15 protein-coding genes are annotated in these 20,532 nt (G+C 41.0%); 9 read left to right on the forward strand and 6 right to left on the reverse strand.

What is annotated here, in order from left to right:
* Positions 1-105: 105 nt before the first annotated feature.
* Positions 106-642: a DUF4330 domain-containing protein gene (locus NIES592_RS20025; RefSeq protein WP_009459617.1), complete on the forward strand. Its 537-nt coding sequence runs from the start codon at positions 106-108 to the stop codon at positions 640-642.
* Between the two features lie 121 nt (positions 643-763).
* Here the strand turns inward: NIES592_RS20025 and NIES592_RS20030 are convergent, their stop codons facing one another.
* Positions 764-1,684, reverse strand: a complete 921-nt coding sequence (locus tag NIES592_RS20030; RefSeq protein WP_062249719.1) for an alpha/beta fold hydrolase — start codon at positions 1,682-1,684, stop codon at positions 764-766.
* Positions 1,685-2,334: 650 nt separating this feature from the next.
* Here NIES592_RS20030 and NIES592_RS20035 point away from each other — a divergent pair.
* Complete coding sequence (locus tag NIES592_RS20035) at positions 2,335-2,952, forward strand: hypothetical protein (protein ID WP_073556694.1); 618 nt, start codon at positions 2,335-2,337, stop codon at positions 2,950-2,952.
* A gap of 178 nt (positions 2,953-3,130) precedes the next feature.
* Positions 3,131-3,898 (forward strand): armadillo-type fold-containing protein, encoded by a 768-nt coding sequence (locus NIES592_RS20040; RefSeq protein ID WP_073556704.1) that lies wholly within the window; start codon positions 3,131-3,133, stop codon positions 3,896-3,898.
* A 31-nt stretch (positions 3,899-3,929) separates the two neighbouring features.
* On the opposite strand, the gene ftsE is transcribed toward NIES592_RS20040, so the two are convergent.
* Positions 3,930-4,679 (reverse strand): cell division ATP-binding protein FtsE, encoded by a 750-nt coding sequence (gene ftsE, locus NIES592_RS20045; RefSeq protein WP_062249714.1) that lies wholly within the window; start codon positions 4,677-4,679, stop codon positions 3,930-3,932.
* A 261-nt stretch (positions 4,680-4,940) separates the two neighbouring features.
* Between ftsE and NIES592_RS20050 the strand changes: the two genes are divergently transcribed.
* Entirely contained in the window at positions 4,941-5,201 is a 261-nt protein-coding gene (locus NIES592_RS20050) for a MoaD/ThiS family protein (protein ID WP_009459612.1), read from the forward strand.
* A 149-nt stretch (positions 5,202-5,350) separates the two neighbouring features.
* Here NIES592_RS20050 and NIES592_RS20055 read toward each other — a convergent pair whose 3' ends face one another.
* The 3 genes from NIES592_RS20055 to NIES592_RS24155 all read right to left on the reverse strand — a co-directional run bounded on the left by NIES592_RS20055 (position 5,351) and on the right by NIES592_RS24155 (position 6,810).
* The gene (locus NIES592_RS20055) at positions 5,351-5,716 is read right to left on the reverse strand and encodes a phage holin family protein (RefSeq protein WP_062249712.1); all 366 of its coding nucleotides are present in this window, start codon (positions 5,714-5,716) and stop codon (positions 5,351-5,353) included.
* 367 nt (positions 5,717-6,083) lie between these two features.
* Positions 6,084-6,608 (reverse strand): alpha/beta hydrolase, encoded by a 525-nt coding sequence (locus NIES592_RS20060; RefSeq protein WP_062249710.1) that lies wholly within the window; start codon positions 6,606-6,608, stop codon positions 6,084-6,086.
* A gap of 25 nt (positions 6,609-6,633) precedes the next feature.
* The gene (locus NIES592_RS24155; protein WP_256678181.1) at positions 6,634-6,810 is read right to left on the reverse strand and encodes a hypothetical protein; all 177 of its coding nucleotides are present in this window, start codon (positions 6,808-6,810) and stop codon (positions 6,634-6,636) included.
* 1,375 nt (positions 6,811-8,185) lie between these two features.
* Between NIES592_RS24155 and NIES592_RS20070 the strand changes: the two genes are divergently transcribed.
* From NIES592_RS20070 to NIES592_RS24720, 5 genes are all read left to right on the forward strand, one after another.
* A complete protein-coding gene (locus NIES592_RS20070) occupies positions 8,186-12,262 on the forward strand; it encodes an esterase-like activity of phytase family protein (RefSeq protein WP_073556696.1) in 4,077 nt (1,358 codons plus the stop codon).
* A gap of 138 nt (positions 12,263-12,400) precedes the next feature.
* On the forward strand, positions 12,401-13,156 hold the full coding sequence (locus NIES592_RS20075; RefSeq protein WP_062249706.1) for a peptidylprolyl isomerase: 756 nt from the start codon (positions 12,401-12,403) through the stop codon (positions 13,154-13,156).
* Positions 13,157-13,302: 146 nt separating this feature from the next.
* Positions 13,303-15,927 carry a peptidase domain-containing ABC transporter gene (locus NIES592_RS20080; RefSeq protein WP_073556697.1) on the forward strand — a complete coding sequence of 875 codons (2,625 nt, stop codon included), beginning with the start codon at positions 13,303-13,305 and terminating at the stop codon, positions 15,925-15,927.
* A gap of 155 nt (positions 15,928-16,082) precedes the next feature.
* Positions 16,083-17,642, forward strand: a complete 1,560-nt coding sequence (locus tag NIES592_RS20085; RefSeq protein WP_073556698.1) for an HlyD family efflux transporter periplasmic adaptor subunit — start codon at positions 16,083-16,085, stop codon at positions 17,640-17,642.
* 328 nt (positions 17,643-17,970) lie between these two features.
* Positions 17,971-18,198 carry a hypothetical protein gene (locus NIES592_RS24720; protein WP_143168387.1) on the forward strand — a complete coding sequence of 76 codons (228 nt, stop codon included), beginning with the start codon at positions 17,971-17,973 and terminating at the stop codon, positions 18,196-18,198.
* Between the two features lie 51 nt (positions 18,199-18,249).
* Here NIES592_RS24720 and ftsH read toward each other — a convergent pair whose 3' ends face one another.
* Complete coding sequence (gene ftsH / locus NIES592_RS20090) at positions 18,250-20,166, reverse strand: ATP-dependent zinc metalloprotease FtsH (protein ID WP_073556699.1); 1,917 nt, start codon at positions 20,164-20,166, stop codon at positions 18,250-18,252.
* Positions 20,167-20,532 lie beyond the last annotated feature (366 nt).

Here is a 20,532-nt window from a genome sequence, read left to right on the forward strand (position 1 = left end):
TCTTATTAAGGAGAGGGGATGACGTAACTTCAAATTCGGAGAGTTTTCTCTGTTGTAGCACCTGGTGTTCAAAAGTCAAAAACTAGATTTAGGAAAATTGCAGTTATGGCTATTTTAGATTCCAAAGGTCGTTTATTTGGTAAATTTAATGTCCTTGATATTGGTGCTGGACTGGTAATTTTGCTAGTTATATTTGGCATCTTTTTCTTCCCTGGTAGTACTGGTTCTATTGCCCAGGTGGGAACTAAAACAGTACCTATTGAAGTAGATTTGATTGTTCGGGGATTAAATGTGCGTGACCCCGAACAGTTATATAGCCAAGGATTTAAAAAAGGCGGTAAGACAAACGTGATTATTCGTAATCAACCTCACGGTAAAATAGATATCAAATCTATTCAAACATTGCCCAGAACTGTACTTGTTCCCCAGCCAGACGGTACTGTGAAAGAATTGCCAGATCCCAAATCAAACAGTTTTAGTACAGACATGTTATTGACTTTGGAAGGCAAAGCACAAATCACTGAAAATGGCCCTGTTTTAGGTAACAGCAAAGTCAAAATTGGAATGCCATTTGAGTTGGAAGGCTTTAATTACAACTTCAATGCCAGCGTGATTGATGTGCGGATTAAAGATAAATCCTAGTGCCGATACTACGTTTACGGCTAGTGATCCGTTTCATTAGTTTTGAAGAATTGCCAAAGGGCAGATCCCCGACTTTTTTAAAAAAGTTGGGGATTTTGCAGTTAACTATAGATTGTTACTCTTAATAAGTTACTGCTGTTGGTGATTCAGTTAAAAGAGGTAAGAATTTTCTTATTAAACCAATTGTTACTGCTGGCAGCTCTAACTGTGGTGTCAATCCCACATCTTCCAATTCTTGGAAAAATTTAATTGCTTGCGGATTCATTTGAGCAAGACGATACCCAATTTCTGGACTAGTAAATTGTGATTTTCTTCCCCAAATAATTGCGGTCGGAATAGTTAATTGTTGAATGTAAAGTGACAAATCAAAACTCAAGTCACCGCGTACGAAAGATAGGGCAGCGTATTCAGCATTGGGTTGCTTGGCTGATTCCAGATAAGCTTGGACAATTTCTTCATATATCCGGTTAGGACGAGCAAATTGTCGTTGTTCTAAAAAGCTACGAATACCATTTTCTGTCGCCACTCCAGTAGTGTAAAGTATTCTATCAACAACAGGAATACTGATGAGTTGAGCAAAAAAAGTGCGAGAGTAATCTTGTCCAAAGTCAGAAATTCCGGAAGGTACGGTAAGAATTAAAGACTTGAATAATTCTGGATGAGCGATCGCAACTCGAATAGTAAACGCTGCTGTCAGAGATGAAGCAATTACTTTCACAGGGAGAGTGCAAGTCTGCTGCAAAAACTCTCGAATCGTTGTCAAGTAGTCTTCAATTGTGAAATTCCGTGCGGGATGCTCAGATCGACCCCAACCTATCAAGTCTGGGGCTAAAATGCGATACTCACTGGCAAATGCTGGATAAACTTTTGACCACTCGTATGCAGAAGAACCTCCACCAAATCCATGCAAGAAGACTAGAGTCTCTAATCCCTCGCTAGCAACTTTATTCTCCTGCCAAGGTAAACCAGTAGCAGTGTAGTAAACCATCCTGCCTAAAGAGGTAGTCACAGAGCGTTGTTCAAATCCTATTGGTATAAACATAGATTTTTACTCAGGAGTCATTAGTTGTTGGTTGTTGATTGTTGATTGGTGGTTGGTGGTTCGTGTTTAGTGGTTAGTGGTTAGTTGTTACCTATTCTTTAAACTACTTACTCCCCCCACCTCCCCTAATCCCCACTCCCTGTCGGTCTTGGGGGCCCCGAGTTCCCCATTGCCCCCCAACCCCACAAAGTGGGGACCCCTAGCCCCCCACCTCCCACTCTCCCACTCTCCCACTCTCCCTACCTACCTCCAAAGACAGATTCAATCATTAATTTTCCTGATCAACGCTTCGGGTGAAGTAGATGTAAAAATACTGCCTAAGTTGTGAAGATTCAGTAATTTTTTTCTGGTTTTTCTGGTTTTGTTGCTTGAAAATATCATAATTACGATACTTATACTAGTAACAGGTATTACTGAAGGGTGAGACCCTCAACCCTTATTTATGGTAATCTATCAGAAACAATACTGATAGTTTTGAGTGTCAGTTAAACTTGTAAACAAAATCGCAACTAACTATTAACTTTAATTTCTGCTTAACTGTGCAATTAATTAGTTATCAAAGTAAGACTTTGTACAGTCTAGTCAGGGTAATTTTTGTCTATATAGTTAGTAATTTGATGATTTTATAGAAAATGGTTAGGTGGGGTGTCATGTTAAAGCAAGCTTGTCTTCAATCTAATCAACAACTAAAGTTTGAAGACCACAAATTAATGCTTGATAACTTTGATATCCAAAATATTCACAATCAAATGGTAGATTCATCTTTCCACTGTCAAATGCATACAGCACTTGACACCGAAAAGATGGCTATACCTAACTGTATTTATTTAAATTTAGAAGATTTAAAATGCTTTGAAGTTATCAAGCATCAGTATCAAAAATGGGGTATAGTTTTTGACAATTGTATAGCCATACAGCCTTCAAATCCTGCATTTCCCACTGACTCTAGTTTGATGGTAATGATGGGAGCGCCAAAAGGTGGATATTTAGAAGCGACTTTTTTGCAACCAGTCCAATTTGTGAGTGCTTTTGTCACCAGTTCACAGCGTTTGGTACTTTCCGCATATGATCGCGATCGCCAACTGTTGACTCAAACAGTACTACCAGGAGCTAATCTAGCTAATTCCGATTCTGCCGTTCCCCCCAATACCTTACTTTCTGTAACGGCTAATGATATTTACAGTGTCACTTTTTGCGCTTTTGATGGTCAATTCACCATTGATAACTTCTGTTTCTGTTTTCAGAGCAAATCTATAAAAACTCGGTGATAAAATCTGTGCCAAGACCTCTAATTCAGGTATTCTGATAGAGGTTATACCCTAAATTGGATTTTAGATTGTGAAATATTTACTGGGTAAGCTTTTTAGCTATCCATCTGTCGCAATCTTGTTTCCAATTGGTATTATTACTTATTTATTAAACTTTCACAATCAAGTAGGTAGTACCGTGGCACAGGCTTCGTCTTCTTGGCAGCAATTGATTGACCAGATCCTCGATTGGATGCTTCCAGAGTTCAAGTCAGGAGCCACAAAAAAGTTAGCTCTAGAACGTTTTCGAGGACCAGGAGGCGTTCTTGGGTTCCTGACTGTAGTGGTTGCAATGCTGTTGTGGAACTGGAAACTGCTGTTAGCCAGCAGTGCGGGTGTTGGGACAATGATGTTTGTTTATTCCATGCAAACATGGCGTTGGCAGTTGCAATGGTCTGAAATTAAAAAATTTTTAAACAGTCCTAACCGGCGATTAGCTCTAGCTGTAATGAGCGGTGGTATAACCTGTTTCAGTACGTACATGGCAGTTGTAATTTGGTTAGACTCCAATAGTCATTGGCTTGCTGCTGGTGTGATTTTGCAAGGTTTAGCCACACTATTGACTTTATTTTTACTAACATGGCAAATACTCAACTCTTACGGAAATCGAGATGAAAATCAGTTAGATAATTTGTTAAGTAATCTCACTGAAAAAGATCCCCTCAAGCGTTTAATTGCTATACGTGTCCTCACCAAATTAATCACTAACAATCGAATCAATACTGCCGATTTACAAAGTATTGGTGAATGTTTGCGACTCCTACTTTGTCATGAGGAAGAAACAGCAATCCGAGAAGCAGCTTTTGATAGCTTGCAAGCATTGGAGCGAATGCAAACACTTTCATCAAGTCCTATGGCAATTAAAATACCTACCAAAGCAAAAGTCAAAAATCGGATTAATTGTTAGTTGTTAGTTGTTTGGAAAAATCAACCACTCATTATTCTGTAATTTGATGTAGTCTGCCGTTATGGACTTGTACCACACGATGACCACACCGTCGGACTAGCTGCTCATCATGAGTAGTAACAATTACTGTTGCTCCAAAGGAATTTAACTTCTGAAAAATTTGCATTATTTGCCAGGAGTTATCAGGATCAAGATTACCGGTTGGTTCATCAGCTAAAAGCAATGGTGGGGTTGCGATAATTGCTCGAGCAATACTTACCCGTTGTTGTTCTCCCCCAGATAGTTTTTCTGGGAAACAGTCAGCTTTATTCAACAAACCTACTAACTTTAATGTCGGTTCTAAACGCCGTTGAATTTCCTTACGGGTATATCCTTGTGCTTGCAGTACAACAGTTACATTTTCTGCCACTGTTCTTTGAGGGATGAGTTTATAGTCTTGAAACACAATACCAATCCGCCGCCGAAACAATGATAAGCGATCGCCTCGTAAACAAGCGACATCACAGCCATCAACCATTACCTCTCCTTGTGTTGGTAACTCTTCGCCATACAGTAGTTTCAACAGCGTAGATTTACCAGAACCACTAGGACCTGTAATAAATAGAAATTCACCTTGTTTTACTGCCAAATTCACATTTAACAGAGCATTATGACCATTGAGATATGTTTTTGCAGTTGAGCGCAATTCCACCATAAGTCTATGATTAGGCTGTTGAGTATCGCTATCTTGAGCATAAGTAGATTTATCAGACACCAGTTTCGGTAATACTGCTGTTGGCATTGCTATTTATTCACACCCACTAACTAAACATTTATAAAATAAGGATTCCCAGATATTACCCAGGAATCTCATTATCCATACTGAAATTTTTTTAGTTAATGGCTAGTCGTTGATTGTTGTTTAGTAGTAGTTATGCAAAAACCTTACAGTCGCGTTGGACTGCGCGTAGCATATCGTCAAAATTAGCCGTTATTTCAGTACTCCCTATAAAAAGAGATAATGTTAAGACCAGTTTCAAAAGACTGTTTTGGCTACGCTTTTATGTATAAACCTACAATTAAAATTACTGTCAAGTTATTTGCTGCTTACCAAGAGGCTTATGGAGTGCCAGAACTGGTGCTGGAATTTCCCGAGAATACACCAGTTGTTGCAGTGCGCGATCGCTTGATCGCCGAACATCCTGAACTAAGCCAATGGCGGGATGTAACCCGGTTTGGAATTAACTTGATATTTGTTGAACCAAATACTATTTTGCAAGACGGCGATGAGGTAGTGTTAATTCCTCCTGTTAGTGGTGGTTGAGAATAAGGCAGAAGGGAGATGGTAGAAGGGAAAAGGATTATACTTGTTTCCTTCGTAGTAGGTTGCAACGCCGCCCATGAGTTGCTTTCAAGCAAAAAGAAAAACCTACTCTAGATATTTCTTTTAACTTTTAAATTTTGGATTTTAACTTAAAAGGCTGCCACTACACCAACCTGACGCAGAATAAAAAACAAAATGGAGTTGATAATGCTCAGGGCGATCGCTCCAATAATCGCGCTAGCAATTCCCCATCGCAGTCTGAATCCTTCTACTAACCAAGCTGCTAAACCAAATACAATTATGCTACCAATCAAAGGAATTAAGCCCAGACTGATGACGGCGCTAGTTGTTCTAAACCAACTAGGGAAAAGACTCCAAAAGCCATTGAAAGCACCGATAATTGCTCCTGCAATCAGAGCAATCCAAGGACTATCTATCTCAACGCCAGTAGGTAGTTTGGAGATAATTAACAAACTGATTGCAATTACCACAACAGAAATAATAAAACCAGCCATTGATACACCTCAGCACACAATTGAATTAACAACAGTTATCTAGTCAATCCCCATGATGCAATTGAAGGGACGCAAATCAACACAATTGTTCTGTGAGCGACTTGATTATATTACTAGTCTTGAAACCATTTTTGATCACTTTTTAGTATTTTAAGCCTTTAATGGTAACGTTTACTCCAATTTTTTGAGAATCGAACCTTCGTGATCGCTGATTTGTTGAGCATCAATACCAATATGTGCTAGTTTTTCACGTTTAAGTGATTGTTGCAATAGCAGATAAGCCAGTTAAGTAAGTTCGTTCAAAAAGTTAGTAAAGTAGTGTTTGCAACCAGATATTAATAGTGATCGCTAATTTTTCTAACTGTTTTTAGCTTGCAATATAACTTAATTCATCCAACAGTTCTAAGAAATCTTTGACACTGATTTGAATATCTGTGGGAAAGTGGCGTATAAAACTTAACCCAGTTAATCCTTCTGGATCTGCTGCTGCTAGTACCAAGGCTGAGCGGATGGCATAAAAACCATTTTTACCTGTGCGTGTTTTGATCATAGCACCGTATTGGCGTATATATTCTTCTCCAATTGGAGAATACGTAAGTTGAGAAACTGCTACAGGAGTAGTATTAAATTTATACAGTAATAATTTACGAAGACGCTCTAGTTTTTCTGGTTTGAGCCGTTTAGCAAAAAACTCAAATTCTCGTGTAATTCGACCTTCTTTTGCAAAAACTTCTAAAGATTTAACTGATAAACGTAATTTAGTAGAGCCGACAGGAAAATAAATATTCTCTGCGCTGATGGCGGGTTTTGCTTGGAATGTTGTTAGGAAACTGCTGCAAATCACAAAGATAATTACTGAAAATATGTAAGAGGTTAATTTAGAAGGAATCATTATAAATTTCAAGTATCTTTATGTATTAATTTTTGCACTTTTCTGGAAGAGATTGCTGTTCTTCTAAGTTTTCTAATCTTAACCAAGCAGCAATCATTCCCGCAATGGGAATCGATAGAAACACACCCAGGAAACCAGCTACTCGCTCAACAATAAATAGAGCTAAAAATAGTATGACTGGACTAGTTTTTAACGCATTCATTGCCCATGACTTTGGGACTTACAAAGTTATCTTGAATTTGCTGAAGAATTATGCAGGTAATTACAAATTTAAGTATAAATACTCAGTCTTGGGCTGTAGTAAAAATAGCAATAACTTTATAAAAATAACTAAAATCTATTTTGTTCTTGATGAACAGATTTTTCTGATAAGAAAGAAATATATTAATAAATAATTACATCTCCCAGCTGATAATTATTGATGTCATATGCTTGGCTAAATTTCTACGCCAAGCTATTACTTATTATGTATATAAATATCAAAAATAAATAATAATTTTTCAGCATCAAGTCGTAAACTAAAGTTCAGTTGTTTTTTTCCATTATCAATTACTGATTACCCATTACCGACCTCAACGAATCATACAAGTGTTCAAGCGACACGATATAGTTCGATGCTGTAAGTATGATGTTAATCTACATTGATGTTGTCAAAACCAAAACAATCTTTTAATCAACACATCAGTTTTGCTTGACTGAACTTTATTGATCACTTTTGAGTACAAAATGGACTCACTTCTTGCTCAGTTTTTGCTGATCCAATTCTGCAATATAACCTGAGGATATTTGCCGTCTCCACGTGACTTTGGCAGTTAAGATACAGTAAGTTAGCGATCGCCTAGGTCATAGCTAGCTGATTTTGCCATAAAAATGCAACTAGTAGATATGGCTTCTATGAAGATATTGAGTAATGAATTATACTATTTTAAGTATTAGCTTTTTTACAGAAGCGATCGCTCTTTACGTACTTGATCATTTAATTAGCAGTTATTAACAAAAGGTTAACTAAATTTTTGCCAAAGCTTAACCTGTAAATATATCATCCTTTAAGTCTGCGATTTTAAACTACAATAAGCCATTAAGTGTTATTAAACAAATTTTCCTCATTTGTTCTCTCTTTTTATTTATGCTCTTTAAGAGGAACAGCTTTAGAGTGAAAATTATCTATTTTCTATTTTTTGTTTAGTTGGCAATAGATAATTTTGGTTGAATATGTAAGCAAGATATAGTTATATGTCTGTTTGTTTTTGTAGAGCTATTTTTATTAAAAAATAGACACAAAATATAGAAAAAGGGAGGAAATTTTATAACTATCTGATTTGCACGATTGCTGAGAAAGTATTTAATTGTGTTTGTGTCTTCTAATTTGAATAAGTAGTGATTTTTTGCTTAGAAAATATTGATTAACTTGTAGACGAAAGATGCAAAGTACACAAACAATGGCTACTTCGCAAAGTGAGGAAATAGATACTATAAATTGATTGTCAGCAACTCCCACTTTAACTTTTCCCATACCTCACTTTTATTTGAGAAATACGCGATTACTTGGTCATATTAAAGTTACGGATGCATTTACCATGACACAAGACACAATTCGCTTTGCCCAATTCAACGCTTCCTTAAACCGGGGTACGGAAGGGCAGCTAATTGAAGATTTATCTACGCCAGACAATTCTCAAGCCAAAGCCATTGCTGAGATCATTCAACGCACGAATCCAGATGTCATCAGTATCCAAGAATTTGATTATTATGCAGATGACCCAACCAAAGCAGTTGATTTATTCCGGCAGAACTACCTAAAAGTCAGTCAAAATGGAGCAGATCCCATTGACTATCCATACTTCTACATTGCTCCTTCCAATACAGGTATTAGTTCTGGCTATGACCTCAACAATGATGGCAAGATTGTAACCACACCAGGAGAAAGTGGATACGGGGACGATGCTTTTGGTTTCGGCAATTTTCCTGGACAGTTTGGAATGCTATTACTGTCCAAATATCCAATTGACACAGAGAATGTGCGTACTTTCCAGAATTTTCTGTGGAAGGATATGCCCGATTCTTTATTGTCAACGATCGCTCTCCCTAATTCTGATACTCCCTGGTATTCTCAACAAGAGCAAGAAGTTTTACGGCTATCTTCCAAAAGTCATTGGGATGTGCCAATCGAGGTGAATGGGCAAATAATTCACACGTTGGTAAGTCATCCTACACCTCCTGTATTCGATGGTGCAGAAGACCGCAATGGCAAGCGCAATCATGACGAGATTCGCTTTTGGTCAGACTATATCACTCCTGGAGCAGGGGATTATATCTATGATGACAACGGTAACCACGGTGGACTGACAGAACAAGCAGCCTTCGTAATTCTGGGCGACCAAAACGCTGATCCTAATGATGGGGACAGTTACAAATATGCAATTCGGCAGATATTAGAAAATCCCCGTGTGAATACCAGTGTCACACCAAGTAGTGAGGGTGGTTCTGAACAAGCTCTTTTGGATGGTGGCAAGAACATCACTCATATCAGCGATCCAGCCTATGACACAGCAGATTTCAATGATAATAATCCAGGAAATCTCCGCGTGGACTATGTTCTACCGTCTCAGAACTTAAAAATTCACTCCTCTCAAGTATTCTGGCCTACCACAAAAGATCCACTGTATTCACTAGTAAGCGATCGCCAGGATGCAACTACCACACCTTCTTCAGATCACAGTTTAGTATGGACGGATGTGACTATGAAACAACCCTCTTTAGTTGGATTTTCTTCCTTACCTGCTGATACCTATGCCGAAGGTCCGCCATCTGGTCAAAATGATGGCAATGGCAAACCCATTTCTAGTAACGGGCGTACAGGGCCATTTCCAGGACAACCTGTACAAGGTTTCAGCGGTGTGCAGTTTGCCGATTCAGATAGCTACTGGTTTTTGTCAGATAACGGCTTTGGTAGTCAGACCAATAGTGCTGATTATCTACTGCGGATCTATAAAATCGATCCAGATTTTAAAACCGCAGACAATGGCAGTGGTGACGCCGAATGGACTGATTACATCCAACTATCCGACCCTCACAACCTAATTCCTTGGCAAATTGTCAACGAAACCACAACAGACCGCTTCTTGACAGGGGCTGACTTCGACCCTGAATCTATTGTTCTGGGGAAAGACGGTACAATTTGGATTGGTGAAGAATTCGGGCCCTATCTATTGCATTTTGACAGTAACGGCGTCCTCGTAGATGCCCCTATTTCCACCCCAAATATTTTCCCGCTCAATACCCTCAACGGCCAAGACCCAATCGTCATTGGTCATCGGGGTGGTACGCCTGGCATTCGTCCAGAACATACAATTGGTGATTTAGGCGGAGATTTGATTGCCTCTAACAACTTGGGTGCGGAATTGGGAGCAGATTTCCTAGAACCAGACCTAGTTGTCACCAAAGATGGAGTTTTAATCGTCCGTCACGAACCTGTATTAGCAGCAGTAGAGACCGATGAAAACGGCAATATTGTTTACGACGAAAACGGCAAACCCGTTATCAGTGAAGCGACAACTAACGTCGCGAATTTTGCGAAGTTTGCTGATCGCCTGACTACCAAAGTTTTAGATGGAGACAGTATCACAGGCTGGTTTGCCGAAGACTTCACCTTAGCTGAAATTAAAGAACTGCGGGCAGTTGAGCGTATTCCAGATATCCGCCCTGAGAGTGCGAAGTATGATGGTTACTTCCAAATCCCCACACTGGAAGAATACATTAACTTCATCAAAGACTACGAAGCCGCAACAGGCGTAAAACTTGGTATATATCCTGAAACCAAACACCCCACCTACTTTGCTAAGGAAGGTAAATTTTTAGATGGCACTCCCATCAACTACAATACCTCACAAATTTTAATTGATACCCTAGTTGCCAACAATTTCATCGATCCTGATCGCATTTTCATTCAGTCCTTTGAAGTCTCCAATCTCAAAGAACTCAAAAACGAAATCATGCCCAATGCTGGGGTGGATATTCCCTTAGTGCAGTTAATAGATAGTAGCGGCGCTCCCTACGATTATGTGTATGAGGGAATTGATAAAACCTACGCCGACCTAATTACTCCCGAAGGATTGACAGAAATTGCCAGCTATGCTACGGGAATCGGCCCCAGCAAAAGGCTGATTGTACCAGCAAAGACCGTCGATGAGAATGGTGACGGTCAACCAGACGACATCAACGGCGATGGTCAAATCAGTGATGCAGATCGCTACCTACAGGAACCAACTACCCTAGTGTACGATGCTCACCAAGCAGGCTTGTTGGTGCATCCCTACACTTTCCGCAGTGATAAATTTTACCTTTCACCCGACTATAACGGCAACCCAGAACTAGAGTACGAGCAGTTTATCCGCTTAGGAGTAGACGGCTACTTCAGCGATTTTGTCGATGATGGGATAGCAGCAAGAGACAAAATCACCGCCGATGATGTTGCTTCTCCCCAAAACCCAGGAGTAGAAGAAGACGAAGCGATCGCGAATCTGGCTAGATCCCGTGGTTTTGAAGCCATCAGTTACAGCCCAGATCGCCAAACCCTCTACCCGATATTAGAAGGATATGTTGCTGGTGATCCTACCGACTCCCGACGTGTTTATGAATTTGACGTTGCGACTAAATCCTTTAGCGATGATTTAGTTGGTTACTATCAAGTAGATGATCCAAGTCATGCGATCGGCGATGCAACTCCGATCAACGACACCGAATTCTTGATCATCGAACGAGATGAAAAATCGGGAGCAGAAGCAGAATTCAAAAAAGTCTTCAAAGTCGATATTTCCCGAACCAATGAACAAGGCTATCTCTACAAAGAGGAAGTCATTGATTTACTCAACATTGCCGATCCTAACGACCTCAACGGCGATGGTAGTAACACCTTTACTTTCCCCTTCCTCACCATTGAAGATATCCTGATTCTGGATGAAAATACCGTCTTGCTTGCCAACGACAACAACTATCCATTCAACGCCATCCGCAATCCTTCAGAACCAGATAACAATGAATTTATCAAGGTTGAATTGTCCACTCCCCTCAACCTCGATTCTCGGCTAGGAACACCTAAATCAATCATCTACGGTACATCAGAAGATGATTATTTCGATGATTATCTCTACGATCCCTATTGCGATAATGCTGATCTTTATCCAGACCTATTCTTTGGAGATAATCAAATCCTCTTTACCGGAGATGGTGATGACATCGTTGATGTCAGTGGATTTGGTAGAGGCAACCAAATTAATACTGGTAACGGTGATGACATCGTATTAGCTGGTACAAAAAATAGCATAAACACCGGTTCCGGTAACGATGAGTTATATCTTGGTATCGGCGGAGGCGACAACATCGTGACTGGCGGTAAAGGAGCCGATCAGTTTTGGATTGTTACCGATGAAACAGACTTGCCAGCAAAGCCGAATACAATCACGGACTTCAACAGTGGACAACAAGATGTAATTGGCTTTGCTAACGTCAGTTTTAACTATGACTCTCTCGGTAGCGATTGGAAAACTCGCCAAGAAGGTGATAACACCATCGTGGATGTTTATGGACAAGATGTGGCTGTGTTACTGGGAATTCAAGCTAATAATCTGACTCAAGCAAACTTTGCTTTTGCTTAAGGCAAGAATCAAAATCCTTCGCGTCCTTCGTGTCTTCGCGGTTTAACAATTATTTTTAACCACGTAGACACGAAGTGGCTTCCCGTAGGGTAGACGCTAAGAACACGAAGGTCAAAGTAGTTAATAATTTATTTTGATATGAGCGTTGTTTTACAAGTTCGTGAACAAAAAGTTACGGCTGAAGAAATTGTGCCTTTGCTGGCAAACTACCAGTTATTGCCACAACTGTTGCGAGAAATGATCATAGATCAGGCGATCGCACCATTTGATTGCACACCAGAAGAAGCAGAAAAAGCCTGTCAAGCATTTTACTTACAGCAAAGCTTAAAAACAGATGCAGAACGTCAAGCTTGGTTACGCCGTCGTGCTATGACTCCTGAACAAGTCCGCAAATTAGTAACACGGGCACTACGGTTAGAAAAGTTTAAGCAAGCTACTTGGGAAACTCAGATCAATGCTTACTTCGAGAAGCGTAAACCCCAACTTGATCGGGTAATTTATTCCGTTATTCGTACCAAAGATAGTGGTATTGCCCAAGAACTTTACTTCCGTTTGCAAGCAGGGGAGCAATCTTTTGCGGAACTTGCTCCCAAATATTCTACAGGGCAAGAAGCCCGCACTAAAGGTATTGTTGGGCCAGTAGAACTAGGTAAACTCCACCCCACCTTGGCAAAATTGCTAAGTGTCACCCAGCCAGGACAGCTTTTACCACCCACACCCATAGACCAGTGGTTTGTCATCCTCAGGTTAGAAAAGATACTTCCTGCTGAGTTAAATGATGTCACTCGTTGGCAGTTGCGCCATGAATTGTTTCTCAAGTGGTTGGGACAACAAGTTGCAGAATTAAACCCGATGAATAACTGTCAAGAGGATGGAAATTTACTGCCAATGTAATTCAGTGATGAAAAAGTCTTTTTTTTGAAAATCGACCACCGATGCACACCGATGCACACAGATAGACACAGATAGATTTTTCGTTGGTGGGTGATTGGTGATTGTAATTCATTGTTGTTCGCATTTTGATAATTGCTCCTCGCTTTATGACCCAAACTCCCAGTGCAATCGAAACCTTCTTATTAGGTATCCCGCCCTTTGAAAAGTTATCTCTTGTCAAATTGCAGCAATTATGCAAGAGATTGGAAGTGCGGCGTTATAGGATGGGACAAGCTATCCTACCACTGCAAGAGTTACCACCTGATGTAGCAATCATCTATACAGGACAGGCGAGACTGATCGGCCATGATTCCCAAAACAATATACCCGTGACATTGCAACGATTACAACCGGGAGAAGTTGTAGGGTGGAAAAGCTTGTTACGGGGTGTTCCCTGTGAAAAAGTCATGGCTTGTGAGGAGGAAACTCTCTGTCTTGTGCTTCCACATCAGGAATTCTTGACTCTGATAGAAGAAGAACCAGCGCTAAAAGCTTATTTCATGGAGTCAACTGTTGTCAATAGTCAAGACTCAAAAGTTACTCCCCCTACTACCTCACCTCCCCACCTCCCCACCAAAAAATACCCCCACATCCGCGAATCTTCCCGCAATGCTACCCTAGCCTGTTTACAGATGGTGAGTCAGTATTTCGGGATGCCATTTCGCCGGGAGGTTATTCGCAAAGCGATCGCCAATAATCACAAAGATTCAACTAAACCAGCTTCTCTGCAATTGTGTGGAGCAATTGCTGATTTCATGGGATTGAAGGCACAATTGGTGAGTGTCCCAGCTAAGGCGATGAATCGTTTACCGACACCAGCTTTGATTCACTGGCAAGATAGCATGGCGGTGATCTATGAAACGAGCGATGCAAAAGTGGTGTTGGGTGTACCAGAAGGCGGTATTGTTCGTCAAAAAATGGTTGAGTTCCTCAAAAATTGGGGTGAACAAGGGCAGGTTCTTTTACTCACAAAAACCGCAGCGACGCCGCAACAAAAATTCGGGTTGAGTTGGTTTTTACCTTCGCTTAACCGTCACCGCACAGTTTTATTGGAGGTTCTGGTAGCTTCGTTTTTTGTGCAGTTGTTTGGACTTGCCAACCCGTTGATGATTCAAGTGATCATCGATAAGGTTTTGGTGCAAAACAGTATCGACACTTTGCAAGTGTTGGGTATATTTTTACTGTTAGCAGCGATTTTTGAGGCAGTTCTTGGTACTTTGCGGACTTACTTATTTGCAGAAGCTACCAATAGAATTGACTTAGCCTTGGGTTCAGAAATTATTGATCACTTGTTGCGTTTACCTCTGCGTTACTTTGATCGCCATCCGGTGGGAGAATTAGCAACTAGAGTAAATGAATTAGAAAACATCCGCTCTTTTCTCACGGGTACAGCTTTGACTGTGGTGTTAGATTCTGTCTTTTCGGTGATCTACATCATTGTCATGTTTATCTATAGCTGGGTGTTGACACTGGTATCTTTATCTACCATTCCTTTGTTTGCCCTGCTTAGCTTCATAGCAGCACCAATAGTTAGGCGACAACTGCGGGAAAAAGCCGAACGCAATGCCGAAACCCAATCTTATTTAGTAGAAGTTCTTTCTGGTATTCAGACTGTTAAAGCCCAAAATATAGAGTTACGTACCCGTTGGCAATGGCAAGAACACTATGCCCGCTATGTTTCATCTGGCTTTAAAACTGTAGTGACTTCTACTGCTGCTGGTTCGGCCAGTAATTTTCTCAATCAACTTTCTGGGCTACTGGTGCTGTGGGTAGGTGCATACTTAGTACTCAAGGGCGAACTCTCACTAGGTCAATTAATTGCTTTCCGTATTATTGCGGGGTATGTTACTAGTCCATTGTTGCGGTTACTACAATTATGGCAAAATTTCCAACAAACAGCCCTGTCTTTGGAACGTCTGAGTGATATTGTCGATACGCCCCAGGAAGTCACACAAGCCGACCAAGATAATATTCCCATGCCCCTCATTCAGGGCGCTGTTACCTACGAAAACGTCTCTTTCCGGTTTTCTACAAGCGGTTCACTGCAATTAGACAATATTAATTTAGCGTTTCCGGCTCAAAGGGTGGTAGGAATTGTCGGGATGAGTGGTTCTGGTAAAAGTACGTTGATGAAATTGCTACCGCGTCTGTATGAACCAAACGCAGGTCGAATTCTCATCGATGGTTACGACATTAGTAAAGTCGAATTGTATTCACTGCGATCGCAAATTGGCATTATCCCCCAAGACACGTTGTTATTTGACGGCACAGTTCTGGAAAATATTGCCCTCACCAACCCTGATGCTACCAGCGAAGAAGTGATCACTGCTGCTAAACTTGCAGTCGCCCACGACTTCATCATGAACTTACCCAACGGTTACAAAACACGCGTTGGTGAACGCGGTTCCGCACTGTCGGGAGGACAAAGACAACGGATCGCGATCGCCCGTACTATTCTGCAAAATCCCCAATTATTAATTTTGGACGAAGCAACTAGCGCCCTCGACTACGACACCGAACGGCAAGTATGTACTAACTTAATCCAAGCTTTCCGAGGACGAACAATGTTCATCATCACCCACCGCCTCAGCACAATTCAACAAGCAGATGAAATTGTACTCATGCACCAAGGCAAAGTAGCAGAACGCGGTACCCATACTCAACTTATGCACAAACGCGGTCTTTACTACCACCTGTATCAACAACAGGATGGGTTAGTAGTTAGTAGTTAGTTATTGGTTGTTATTTGTTGGTTGTTAGTGGTTAGTTGTTACTAGTTAGCAGTTAATTTATTATTGACTCCCCACACTCCCCACACTCCCCACACTCCCCACCGCCCCTAATCCCCAGAGGGGGCCCCGAGTTCCCCACACTCCCCAACCTCCCTATGAATAACTCCAACGCTTCCCATTCTCACTCTAATGGTCATGGAAACAACGGTAAAACCGCTGTTTCGACTCAGGGCGGTACATCCTTAGCAACTCCTTGCCTTGATTTATCACCGACACTCAAACGATTTGATCAGCCTGTGGTGTTACGACAGTCGTCGATTTTACCCAGGGCGGTAGTTTGGACTTTAATCAGCATGACTACTGCTGGGGTAATCTGGGCTTCTGTGGCACAATTTGAAGAGGCGATTCCTGCTCAAGGTAAACTCGAACCAGAAGGATCTGTTACGGAAGTGCAAGCACCTGTTGCGGGTGTAGCCAAAAGGATTTTGGTCAAAGATGGGCAACAAGTCAAACAAGGTGACTTATTGCTGGCTCTTGATCCAACGGTTGATCATGCTGAACAAACATCACTGCAAAAAATTCGCGCTGCTTTGATGGCAGAAAATCAGTATTACCAAATGCAAATGGGTGGTAAAACTTCCCCAAATACGCAACTGCTGACATCGTTACCTCCTCAACGAGTTTTTTTGACACAACATAGGGCAGAATTGGTTGCCGAAAATCAACTGTATCGCCTGCAATTACAAGGTGCTGAAACTGGTGCAGGATTAACCCCAGAACAACTCCAACGGTTGCAGTCTGCCCAATCAGAGGTGCGATCGCGCATTAGTGCTGCTAAGTTAGAAGTTGATCAATTGCAAAAGCAGTTGAAACAAACTCAAGTCCAGTTGGTTAGTGCCAAAGAATTACTGGCTGTCGAAAAAACTATTCTCACAGATTTGACTGTGTTGGCCAATGAGGGAGGAATTGCTAGGAATCAGTATTACAAGCAGCAGCAGCAATTCCTGAGTCGACAAGCAGAGGTAGATCGACTTTTAGAAGAAGAAAAACGACTCCAGTATGCAATTACACAAGCACAAGAAAAGGTAGAAAATGCGATCGCCCTGAATAAAAATGAGTTACTAACTAAAATTGCTGACAATCAAAAACGGATTGCAGAAATTGATAGTCAATTAACTAAAGCAATTGTTGACAATGAGCAGCAAATTGCCCAAATTGATAGTCAAATCAGCAAAACCCAGCAAAACCTACGTTACCAAGAACTCAAAGCTCCTGTTTCGGGTACAGTGTTCGACTTACAAGCCCGTAATCCTGGCTATGTAACTAACTCTTCAGCGCCAATTCTCAAAATAGTTCCCAATCAATCCCTGGTTGCCAAAGTCTTTATTACTAACCGCGATATCGGCTTTGTCAAAGAAGGCATGAATGTTGATGTGAGAATTGATTCCTTTCCTTACAGTGAATTTGGGGATATCAAGGGTAAGCTAGTCTGGGTTGGTTCCGACGCTCTACCCCCTGATAATATTTATCCCTTCTACAGATTTCCCGCCAAAGTTGTTCTTGAACGTCAACATTTAATGATTAACGATCGCAAAGTTAATCTGCAATCAGGGATGTCGGTAAGTACCAATATCAAACTTCGCAAACGCAACGTTGCTAGTATTTTTACTGATCTGTTTACCAAGAAGATGGAAAGTTTGAAGTTTGTTAGGTAATACGATTTTGGATTGTAAAATTCGGGTAAAGTTGAGATGGTATAAGGGACGTTCACCAGATAGATAGGATGATGGGAGACTGTATTCATAAATCTCCCACCATCAAGTTTTTCCCTTTACTCAAACTCTTGCAAAATTTACTTTTGCAAGAGTTCTATCATTTCCGGGTATACTCTCACAACTTCCTCAAAATTTTACATTTAATTATGTCTAGCTACTTAATTCCAACTAGGTTTATGGCAAGAAGACGGACAATATTTCAGATAGCAGCACAACCAGAAAACCCTTTGCACGAGGGGAGAATATTGAAAATGCGATCACAACACTCTTGGCAGCAAATGCCAAACTACCTGAGTCACGCTGCCAAAACAGCATTTCCAAAACTGTCACAATTATGTCATCGGCATTGGGTAAAGCTAAATATATCCAGATCGATAACTTAATGTGCTTTCAGCAGAGATATTTTGCAATTATTTATGAAATAAAGGAAGCAAGACAAGGGAAACAAAGGGAAAACAAGCCAAAAGTTAAAAATATTCAAAGTTTTGACTTTTGACTTATTACCCCACCAACAATCAACCAACAACCAACAACCAACAACCAACAACTAACCACTAACCACCAATTGTTGTTTTTCAGGTAACTGAGTATACTCAGCAACAATTTTGCGGAATTGCTCTCCTTCTATAGTCTCTTGTTCTACCAACAAGTCTACTAGACGGTCTACTAGCGCTCGGTTTTCACGGATAATTTTGCGGGCTTGTTGGTAACAAGAAATAGCCATCTCCCGCACTTGTCTATCAATCTTGGTAGCCATCTCTTCTGAATATTCGTTGCGGTTGACCCAATCTCTACCCAAGAAGACATCACTATTTTGAGTTTCCAAAGCTACTAGTCCCAGGTCAGACATCCCATACATAGTCACCATCTTTCGGGCTAGATTAGTAACCATTTTTAAATCGTTACTAGCACCACCTGTAACTTCAGACTCTCCAAACACTTCTGCTTCTGCGGCTTTGCCTCCCAGTGTCATAGTAATGTTGTCTTGTATCCAAGCACGAGTGTAAAGACCGCTATCTATCATCTCTTCATTGAGAATTTGCTGAGAGAAACCACCTACTCCACCAGAACGGGGAATAATTGTGACTTTATTTAAGGGGTCGGCGTGGGGCAAAAGTGTAGCCAACAAAGCATGTCCCACCTCGTGGTAGGCAATTAATCGCTTTTTGTTGCTATCTAACAATGGGTTGAGAGTTAACCCAATTGTCAGCCTATCAATAGCATCATCAATTTCTATCTGTGTAATGGAATCTTTGCGTCTACGTGCTGTCAAAATTGCTGCTTCATTTAGCAAGTTGGCTAAATCTGCCCCTGTAAAACCAGGAGTGCGGCGTGCAACCACTTCTAAGGAAACTGCCGGATCAACCTTTTTATTACGAGCGTGGACTTTTAAAATTTCCAACCGCCCTTTCCTATCTGGTGCATCAACAATTACCTGGCGGTCAAATCTTCCCGGTCTGAGTAATGCTGCATCCAAAACATCTGGGCGGTTAGTAGCAGCGATAATAATAATACCAGTATTACCCTCAAAACCATCCATCTCAGTCAGTAGTTGGTTGAGGGTTTGCTCTCGTTCGTCGTTACCACCACCGATACCAGCACCTCGTTGTCTACCAACGGCATCAATTTCATCGATAAATATTAAACAAGGGGCGTTATCTTTGGCTTTTTTGAATAAGTCACGGACGCGAGACGCACCCACACCAACAAACATTTCCACAAATTCTGAACCGGAAATGCTAAAGAAGGGAACGGCTGCTTCACCAGCAATAGCTTTTGCTAATAAGGTTTTACCAGTACCTGGAGGACCTACTAACAGCACTCCTTTGGGAATACGTGCGCCAACAGCAGTAAATTTTTCTGGCTGTTTGAGGAAGGTAACAACTTCTTGCAGTTCTTCTTTCGCTTCTTCAATACCAGCGACATCATCGAATTTGATACCAGTTTTGGCTTCCATTTGAAAGCGGGCTCTGGATTTACCAAAATTCATGGCTTGGCTTGAAGCATTCGTAGAGCGGCGTAGGAACAATAACATCAAAGCAACCAGTGGCAAAATCCACATGAGGTTGAGCAAAAGACCAACAGCAGCTCTACTGTTAGCAGAGGAAACCTCGTCAAACTCAACTCTTTTTGCTTTAAGTAGGGCAATCAACTCTGGGTTTTGATCCAAAAGCTTTACACGCAGAGGTTGGGTATTCTCTGTCCCCTTTAAATACACATCTGCTACCTTTTCGGTTTCATCCAAGTCTACCCTGGCGACTTCTCCATCTTCAATTTTTTGGAGCAGTCTACCATAGGTAAGAGTGTTGTTGTCCTGCTGCTGTTCTGCTTTTTGTGCCAAAGCAGGAGGAGTTCCCTCCACAAATCCTGGTAACATGATTAAACCAGCTACCAACGCCCCTGCTAAAGCTGCACGTTTTGTCGGTCGCTGTTTTTTGGACACCTTTTTCTCAAAACTTCTCATAAGAATTACCCTTTATCCGCTGCCACGAGCTGAGCGCTGGTTTTGTATGGCTTTATTTTTACAAAGAGTAGAAATAACCTTTTCTCACTCTAGTGTAGCTCTGACAAAAACTCATTCCCAAGTTTTTCTACTCATACTTGTAAACGTGAAATACTAACCACTAGTTCCAGGGTAAGCATCACCCATAATTTTTGCAGAATCTTGATTTTACTTTGCTCAAGGGCAATTAACTTACAATTTAAAGCTTTTTCCAATTAGAGTCAGACATAAAAGTAAATTTTTTGACAAAAAAACTAGCTTAGTAAGAAATTAACGCCTGATGTGAATTGAATATGGAGACGCAATATTCCTTGCGCCTGGTAAAAA

The organism is Fischerella major NIES-592, from assembly GCF_001904645.1.
Classification (GTDB): Bacteria; Cyanobacteriota; Cyanobacteriia; order Cyanobacteriales; family Nostocaceae; genus Fischerella; species Fischerella thermalis.

What these genes read in the sequence shown, in the direction of transcription:
- NIES592_RS20025 (WP_009459617.1), top strand. Translation starts at nt 106, where the DNA reads ATGGCTATTTTAGATTCCAAAGGTCGTTTATTTGGTAAATTTAATGTC.
- NIES592_RS20030 (WP_062249719.1), bottom strand. Translation starts at nt 1,684, where the DNA reads ATGTTTATACCAATAGGATTTGAACAACGCTCTGTGACTACCTCTTTA.
- NIES592_RS20035 (WP_073556694.1), top strand. Translation starts at nt 2,335, where the DNA reads ATGTTAAAGCAAGCTTGTCTTCAATCTAATCAACAACTAAAGTTTGAA.
- ftsE (WP_062249714.1), bottom strand. Translation starts at nt 4,679, where the DNA reads ATGCCAACAGCAGTATTACCGAAACTGGTGTCTGATAAATCTACTTAT.
- NIES592_RS20050 (WP_009459612.1), top strand. Translation starts at nt 4,941, where the DNA reads ATGTATAAACCTACAATTAAAATTACTGTCAAGTTATTTGCTGCTTAC.
- NIES592_RS20055 (WP_062249712.1), bottom strand. Translation starts at nt 5,716, where the DNA reads ATGGCTGGTTTTATTATTTCTGTTGTGGTAATTGCAATCAGTTTGTTA.
- NIES592_RS20060 (WP_062249710.1), bottom strand. Translation starts at nt 6,608, where the DNA reads ATGATTCCTTCTAAATTAACCTCTTACATATTTTCAGTAATTATCTTT.
- NIES592_RS24155 (WP_256678181.1), bottom strand. Translation starts at nt 6,810, where the DNA reads ATGAATGCGTTAAAAACTAGTCCAGTCATACTATTTTTAGCTCTATTT.
- NIES592_RS20070 (WP_073556696.1), top strand. Translation starts at nt 8,186, where the DNA reads ATGACACAAGACACAATTCGCTTTGCCCAATTCAACGCTTCCTTAAAC.
- NIES592_RS20075 (WP_062249706.1), top strand. Translation starts at nt 12,401, where the DNA reads ATGAGCGTTGTTTTACAAGTTCGTGAACAAAAAGTTACGGCTGAAGAA.
- NIES592_RS20080 (WP_073556697.1), top strand. Translation starts at nt 13,303, where the DNA reads ATGACCCAAACTCCCAGTGCAATCGAAACCTTCTTATTAGGTATCCCG.
- NIES592_RS20085 (WP_073556698.1), top strand. Translation starts at nt 16,083, where the DNA reads ATGAATAACTCCAACGCTTCCCATTCTCACTCTAATGGTCATGGAAAC.
- ftsH (WP_073556699.1), bottom strand. Translation starts at nt 20,166, where the DNA reads ATGAGAAGTTTTGAGAAAAAGGTGTCCAAAAAACAGCGACCGACAAAA.